General features: G+C 64.0%; 7 protein-coding genes. 6 read left to right on the top strand and 1 reads right to left on the bottom strand.

The genetic code is table 11. The features are described from left to right. The 6 genes from CP49_RS28010 to CP49_RS27985 all read left to right on the top strand — a co-directional run. A partial coding sequence (locus CP49_RS28010; protein WP_245310910.1) for a TonB-dependent hemoglobin/transferrin/lactoferrin family receptor occupies positions 1-2,260 on the top strand: 2,260 nt, incomplete at its 5' end. Positions 2,261-2,395: 135 nt separating this feature from the next. Next, complete coding sequence (hmuQ, locus tag CP49_RS28005; protein ID WP_057853371.1) at positions 2,396-2,731, top strand: heme-degrading protein HmuQ; 336 nt, start codon at positions 2,396-2,398, stop codon at positions 2,729-2,731. An 11-nt stretch (positions 2,732-2,742) separates the two neighbouring features. Beyond that, positions 2,743-3,258 (top strand): heme utilization cystosolic carrier protein HutX, encoded by a 516-nt coding sequence (gene hutX, locus CP49_RS28000; protein ID WP_057853370.1) that lies wholly within the window; start codon positions 2,743-2,745, stop codon positions 3,256-3,258. A 55-nt stretch (positions 3,259-3,313) separates the two neighbouring features. Beyond that, entirely contained in the window at positions 3,314-4,075 is a 762-nt protein-coding gene (gene exbB / locus CP49_RS27995) for a tonB-system energizer ExbB (protein WP_057853369.1), read from the top strand. A gap of 4 nt (positions 4,076-4,079) precedes the next feature. Further along, a complete protein-coding gene (gene exbD, locus CP49_RS27990) occupies positions 4,080-4,523 on the top strand; it encodes a TonB system transport protein ExbD (RefSeq protein WP_057853368.1) in 444 nt (147 codons plus the stop codon). Between the two features lie 6 nt (positions 4,524-4,529). After that, complete coding sequence (locus CP49_RS27985; RefSeq protein WP_057853367.1) at positions 4,530-5,354, top strand: TonB family protein; 825 nt, start codon at positions 4,530-4,532, stop codon at positions 5,352-5,354. A gap of 24 nt (positions 5,355-5,378) precedes the next feature. Here CP49_RS27985 and CP49_RS27980 read toward each other — a convergent pair whose 3' ends face one another. Then, positions 5,379-6,221, bottom strand: coding sequence for a carbohydrate ABC transporter permease (locus CP49_RS27980; protein WP_420807659.1), 843 nt, complete (start codon positions 6,219-6,221; stop codon positions 5,379-5,381). Positions 6,222-6,250 lie beyond the last annotated feature (29 nt).

The raw sequence follows: 6,250 nt of genomic DNA, 5'->3' as shown, positions 1-6,250 counted from the left end.
TGCGAGCGGCTCGTCCGAGCGGCAGAAGCAGTCGCGGCGCAAGCCGGCGAAGCCGCCGCAGGAGCAGCAGGCAAGCGCGCCGGCGATGAATGCGCGGGCGCAGATCGGCAGCGCACCCGTGCAGTCGCTCGATACGATTACGGCGGTCGCGACCAAGACCGAGGAGCGCGCGATCGACGCGCTCGCTCCCGTTAGCGTGGTGACGCTCGAGCAGATTCAGGGTCTGCAGCCGAACCGGCTGTCCGATATCTTCTACAACGTGCCCGGCGTCTCGTTCCAGGAGCGCGGCGACGATCCCTCGACCGTCATCAACATCCGCGGCCTGCAGGATTTCGGCCGCGTCGCCGTTGTCGTTGACGGTGCACGGCAGAACTATCAGCGCACCGGCCACAATGCCAACGGCTCGTTCTTCCTCGATCCCGAACTGGTTGGCGGCGTCGATATCGTGCGCGGCCCGACCGCCAATATCTACGGCTCCGGCGCGATCGGCGGCGTGGTCTCGTTCCGCACCAAGGACATCGACGATGTGGTGCGTCCTGGCGAACGCTGGGGAGTCGACATGACCGGCTCCGGCGGTACCAACAATGCTCGCGGCCTCGGCTCGATCTTCGGCGGCGTGCGCGCCGATCCCAATGTCGATGTGTTCGGCGGCGCGGTCTACCGCACGCAGGGCAATTACAAGGACGGCAACGGCACCGAGATCGGCAACACCGGCAACGAGATCGCGGCCGGCCTGATGAAGCTGACCGTTCGCCCTGCCGACGGCCATGAGATCAAGTTCGGCGCCATATTCCAAGATTACCAATACAGCATCGGCCAGTTCAACCGCGGGCCGGTGCTGACCGCGGCGCAGCGCGCGCTCTTCCAGGGGTCATCGGTCTATGCGTCCGACGCCAAGAACTACACCGGTACGCTGACCTGGAAATACAGCAAGCCGGACGACAATCTGTGGGACTGGAATCTGTCGCTCTACGGCAACCGCACTGACAACGACCAGACCAAGACCTATCATAACAGCGCCACCGCCGCTGGCGCGGCCTTTTGCGCCAACGGCAGCTTCGGCAACAACATCTCGGGCTGCGTCGGCGACAAGCGCGGCTATGTGCTCGATACGCTCGGGATCGACGTCAACAACACGACAAGATTCAACGTCGGCGATTGGCGCAACGCGGTGACGTTCGGCGTCGATGCGTTTCAGGATGACGTGAAAACCTTCGACAGCCGCGGCAATTCCAACATCACCACGCCCGGCGGCCTGCGCACCGTTTCCGGCGGGTTCGCGCAGTTGAAGCAGAACTATTCGACCTGGTTCGAGGCCGTCAGCGCGATCCGCTACGATCGGTACGATCTGCATTCGCCGACGGTAGCGACCGGTGGCGGTGGCGACCGGTTCTCGCCGAAGATCACTATCGGCGTGACCCCGGTGGCGGGCTTCACGCCCTATGCCAGCTATGCCGAAGGTTACCGCGCGCCCGCGATTACCGAGACGTTGATCGCCGGCGCGCATGCCACGGGCGGTGGTCCCCCGCTCTTCCCGTGCCCGGACGGCACTGCCGGCCTGTTCTGCTTCCTGCCCAATGCGGGCCTGCGGCCGGAGGTCGGCAAGAACAAGGAAGTTGGTATCAACCTCAAGTACAACGATGTGTTCACGGCTGGCGACAGCTTCCGCGGAAAGTTCAACGTCTTCCGCAATGACGTCGATAGCTATATCGACCTCGTCGCCTCGACCCCGCGGTCGCCCATCTTGGTTGCGAACCCCGGCCTGTTCAGCCAGTTCTACCAGTACCAGAACATCGCCCATGCCCGCATCGAAGGCTTTGAGGCTGAGACGATGTACGATGCGGGCTTGTGGTATGTCGGAGTTGCCGGCCACCTGATCCGTGGCAAGAACGTCGCGACCAATATTGGGCTAGCGACCATCACGCCGCGCAAGATCACCACGACCGGCGGTGTGCGGCTGCTCGATCGCAGGCTGATCCTGGCTGCGCAGTGGTCCTCGTTCGGCGCCAACAACGACGTGCCGGCCGGCTATCTGCCCGCAACGGGGTATGAGTTGGTCAATCTGTACCTGACCTGGAATGCAACGAAGGACGTTGTCTTCACGGCGTCGATCGACAATCTCTTGAACCAGTACTACCGGCCCTATGCCATCCCCGGCAGTTCCACCGACGGCACCAATCAAAACGATGTGCTGTGGTCGAGCCCCGGCCCGGGCAGGGTTTACAAGGCCGGATTGAAGATTCACTTTGGCGGAGTGTAGTTCGACGAGCTGACAAACCACTGAAGTTGCACCGGGCCGTGCTGATGCTCCAGCGCGGCTTCGGCGCGTTCATGTTTCCAACCAACTCAAACGGTACGCCAGGCGCACCTCAGCAACCCAGCAAGGAGATTTTAAATGTTTATCGCGATGAACCGGTTCCAGGTGAAGATTGGCTCTGAAGCGGCTTTCGAAAATGTCTGGCGCACGCGCGAGTCCTATCTCAGCAACATGGCCGGCTTCGTCGAGTTTCATCTGCTCAAGGGGCCCGTCGCCGAGGATCACACGCTGTATTCGTCGCACACGGTCTGGGTCGACAAGGCCGCGTTCGAAGCCTGGACCAAATCGGAAGAGTTCCGCCGTGCCCACGCCCGCGCCGACAACCAGACCGGCGAAAGCCTTTACCTCGGCCATCCCAAGTTCGAAGGGTTTGAAGTGATCTTGAGCGAGCGCAAGTCCAGCGCTGCCGCATAAAGGAGGTCACGATGTTGAGCGCGGAGCTTGCCGACCTCAAGGCCCATATGGCGGACAATCCGGGCGCGGTGATCGAGGATGTGGCGCGGGAGCGGAAGGTGACGCCACGCGCCGTGCTCGAGGCGTTGCCCGATACGATGGTGCGTTTCGGTTCTGGTGGTGAATTCGCCGCCGCGATGAACGACGTCGCGCAATGGGGCGAGGTGACGCTGATCGTCCATACCGATGATGCGATCTTCGAGTTCACCGGCAGTGTGCCGGCAGGCGAGATCGGCCGCGGCTATTTCAACCTGATGCAGCCGAAAGGACTGCACGGCCATCTCCGGCATGAACGCTGTGCGGCGATCGCCTTTGTCGAGCGGCCCTTCATGGGCAAGTCGTCGGCCTTCATCGCGTTCATCAATGTGGACGGCGGCATCATGTTCAAGGTGTTCGTCGGCCGCGACGAGACGCGCGCGCTGCGCAGCGACCAGTTGCAACGCTTTCACGCGCTTGCGGAGAGGATCGCGGTCGCCAGCGCGGCGTAACCGATTCCTTTTGTCAGCCCGGGAGACGATCATGCGGAGAAACGTGCTGGACGTTATGATCCGTTGGTGTAGCGCAATCGGTGTGGCGGCTCTGCCGGGCGCCGCCCAGGCCGCCACCGATGTTGCGCTGTTACCGCGCAACCTGTCGCCCTGGAACATGTTCGTGAATGCGGACGTCGTGGTGCAGGGGGTGATGGTCGGGCTTGCCTTCGCCTCCTTGGTGACGTGGACGATCTGGCTGGCAAAAACTGTCGAGATCCGCCGCAAGACCGCGACTGCCAAACGGCGCTTGAGCATGCTGGAAACCGATATCGTGCTCGCCAAGGCAGAGCAGGAAAGCCGCGGCGGCAATGACGCCGTAGCGCAGATCATCCAGTCCGCCGCGCGCGAGGCCAGCCTCTCAGGCGGCCATTTCGACGACGGCCTCAAGGAACGGGTCGCGCTGCGGCTGGAGCGGGTCGAGGCCGCGATGTCGCGGCAGATTGCGCGCGGCACCGGCGTGCTCGCCACCATCGGCGCCACAGCCCCGTTCGTCGGCCTGTTCGGAACGGTCTGGGGCATCATGAACTCGTTCATCGGCATTTCCGAAGCCAAGACCACCAACCTCGCCGTGGTCGCGCCCGGCATTGCGGAAGCTTTGCTGGCGACCGCGCTTGGTCTGGTTGCAGCGATCCCGGCGGTCGTGATCTACAACCATCTCACTCGCACGATTGCGGCCCATCGCGCACTGCTCGGCGATGCCTCGGCGCTCGTGCTGCTGCTGATCAGCCGCGAGGGCGACCGCGGCTCGTTCCGGCTCGCCCGCGCCGCGGAGTGAAGCGATGGGCGTGAAGCTCGGTCAAGCAGTCGGCGGACGGGCGCGCGGCGGCAGCGACGATCTTGTCGAGTCTCATGAGATCAACGTCACGCCGTTCATCGACGTGATGCTGGTGCTCCTGATCATCTTCATGGTCGCCGCGCCGCTCGCAACAGTCGATCTCGGCGTCGATCTTCCCGCCAGCGCGGTCGAGCCGTCGCCGCGCCCGGACAAGCCGGTGTTCGTCACCGTGAAGCCGGATCTTTCGGTCGCGGTCGGCGAGGACATCATCGCGCGCGATACGCTGACCGCGACCCTCGATGCCGCCACCAAGAGCGACAAGAACGAGCGCATTTTTCTGCGCGCCGACAAGGCCGTCAGCTATGGCGACCTGATGGAGGTGATGAACCTCCTGCGCAACGCCGGCTACCTCAAGATCGCACTGGTCGGCCTCGACGGCCGCAGTTGACCCGTCATGAACGCCTTCGCTCTGCATGATGTCTCCGACCAGGCTGCGGTCCGGCGCTGGGGAGTTTCGGCGATCGCGATCGTCGCCGCCCATGCCGCGCTGATCGCGTTGGCCATGAACTGGTACAGCCAGCGGCCCGAGCCCGGCGTGGCGGTACCCACTATCATGGTCGACCTCGCGCCCATTACGTCGTCACCCGAAGCGGCGCCGATGGACATCGCGCCGGGACCTGAGATGCAGCAGGCGGACGCGTCGCCGCCCGAGCCCGCGGCCGCTGAGGCAGTGCAGGAGCAGATCGAACCGACCCCGCCGCAGGAGAAACCGGAGGTCGTTGCGCCGCCGGAGCAGAAGCTGCAGCCCACGCCGCAAAAGCCCGAGCCGGCGCAGATCGTCCCGGACCGGAAGCCGGTGCCGGTGAAGCCGAAAATCGTCCGGCAGGACGCCAAGAAGCCTTCGGAGGTGCCACCGGCGCCGCGCACCAGCGCACCGCCGCGCGCCGAGCGTCAGGCGCCTGCCGCGTCGGCGATCAGTGCGGGCGCCTCTGCCTCAGCGATGGCGACCTACGCTCAGCGGGTCCGCGCGCATTTGTTGCGCTTCCATAAATATCCATCCGGCGGCAACGGCCAGCGCGGCGTCGTCAGGTTGTCCTTCACGCTGAGCCGCGGCGGTCAGGTACTATCGAGCCGCGTCGGCGGCTCTTCGGGAGTTCCTGCTTTCGATGCGCTGGCCCTGGCATTGGTTCGCCAAGCCCAGCCATTCCCTGCATTTCCGCCCGAGATCGCTTACGGGTCGATGCCCATTAACGTCCCGGTGGAGTTCAAGCCCAGGTAGGGCGGGGCGGCACGCAGCGGTGCCTTACTCCTTCACCGCGCCCGTCAGCGACGACACGTAGTAATCCACGAACAGCGAGTAGAACAGCGCGACCGGCAGCGAACCGAGCAGGGAGCCTGCCATCAGCGCGCCCCATTGGTAGACGTCGCCGGTGACGAGCTCGGTCAGGATCGCGACCGGCACTGTCTTGTTGGCGCCGCTCTGGATGAAGGCGAGCGCGTAGATGAACTCGTTCCACGACAGCGTGAAGGAGAAGATGCCGGCCGAGATCAGGCCGGGCACGGCGAGCGGCAGCGTGATCCGCCGCAGGATCTGCAGCCGCGTCGCCCCGTCCACCAGCGCGCATTCCTCCAGCTCATACGGAATCGACTTGAAGTAGCCGATCAAGAGCCAGGTGCAGAACGGCACCAGGAAGGTCGGATACACCAGGATCAGTGCCATCGGCGAGTCGAACAGGCCGAACTGCACGATCACGGTTGCCAGCGGAATGAATAGGATCGAGGGCGGCACGAGATAGGCGAGGTAGATGCCGAGGCCCACGTAAGGGCTGCCGCGGAAGCGTAGACGCTCGATCGCGTAAGCGGCAAGCGTCGATGCAAACAGCGACAGGAAGGTGGAGCCGATCGCCACGAACATCGTGGTCTTCAACCAAGTCGGATAGGCGGTGTTGAACAAGAGATGCTTGATATGCGCAAGTGTCGGCGAGGAGATCCAGAACGGGTTGTGCTCCCTATAGTTCAGAAGCTCCGCGTTCGGTTTGAACGAGGTGATCGCCATCCAGTAGAACGGGAACAGCAGGATCAGCACGAAGCAGGACAGCGGCAGGTAGATCATCATCACCCGCCGCGCGCGGGAATCCCACGCCATGGTATCCGGCGTGGCGCTGCCGACATTGG

Source organism: Bradyrhizobium valentinum (assembly GCF_001440405.1).
Lineage (GTDB): Bacteria > Pseudomonadota > Alphaproteobacteria > Rhizobiales > Xanthobacteraceae > Bradyrhizobium > Bradyrhizobium valentinum.
Note: the sequence above shows the minus strand (reverse complement) of the source record. Positions and strands in the feature narration are given on the sequence as shown.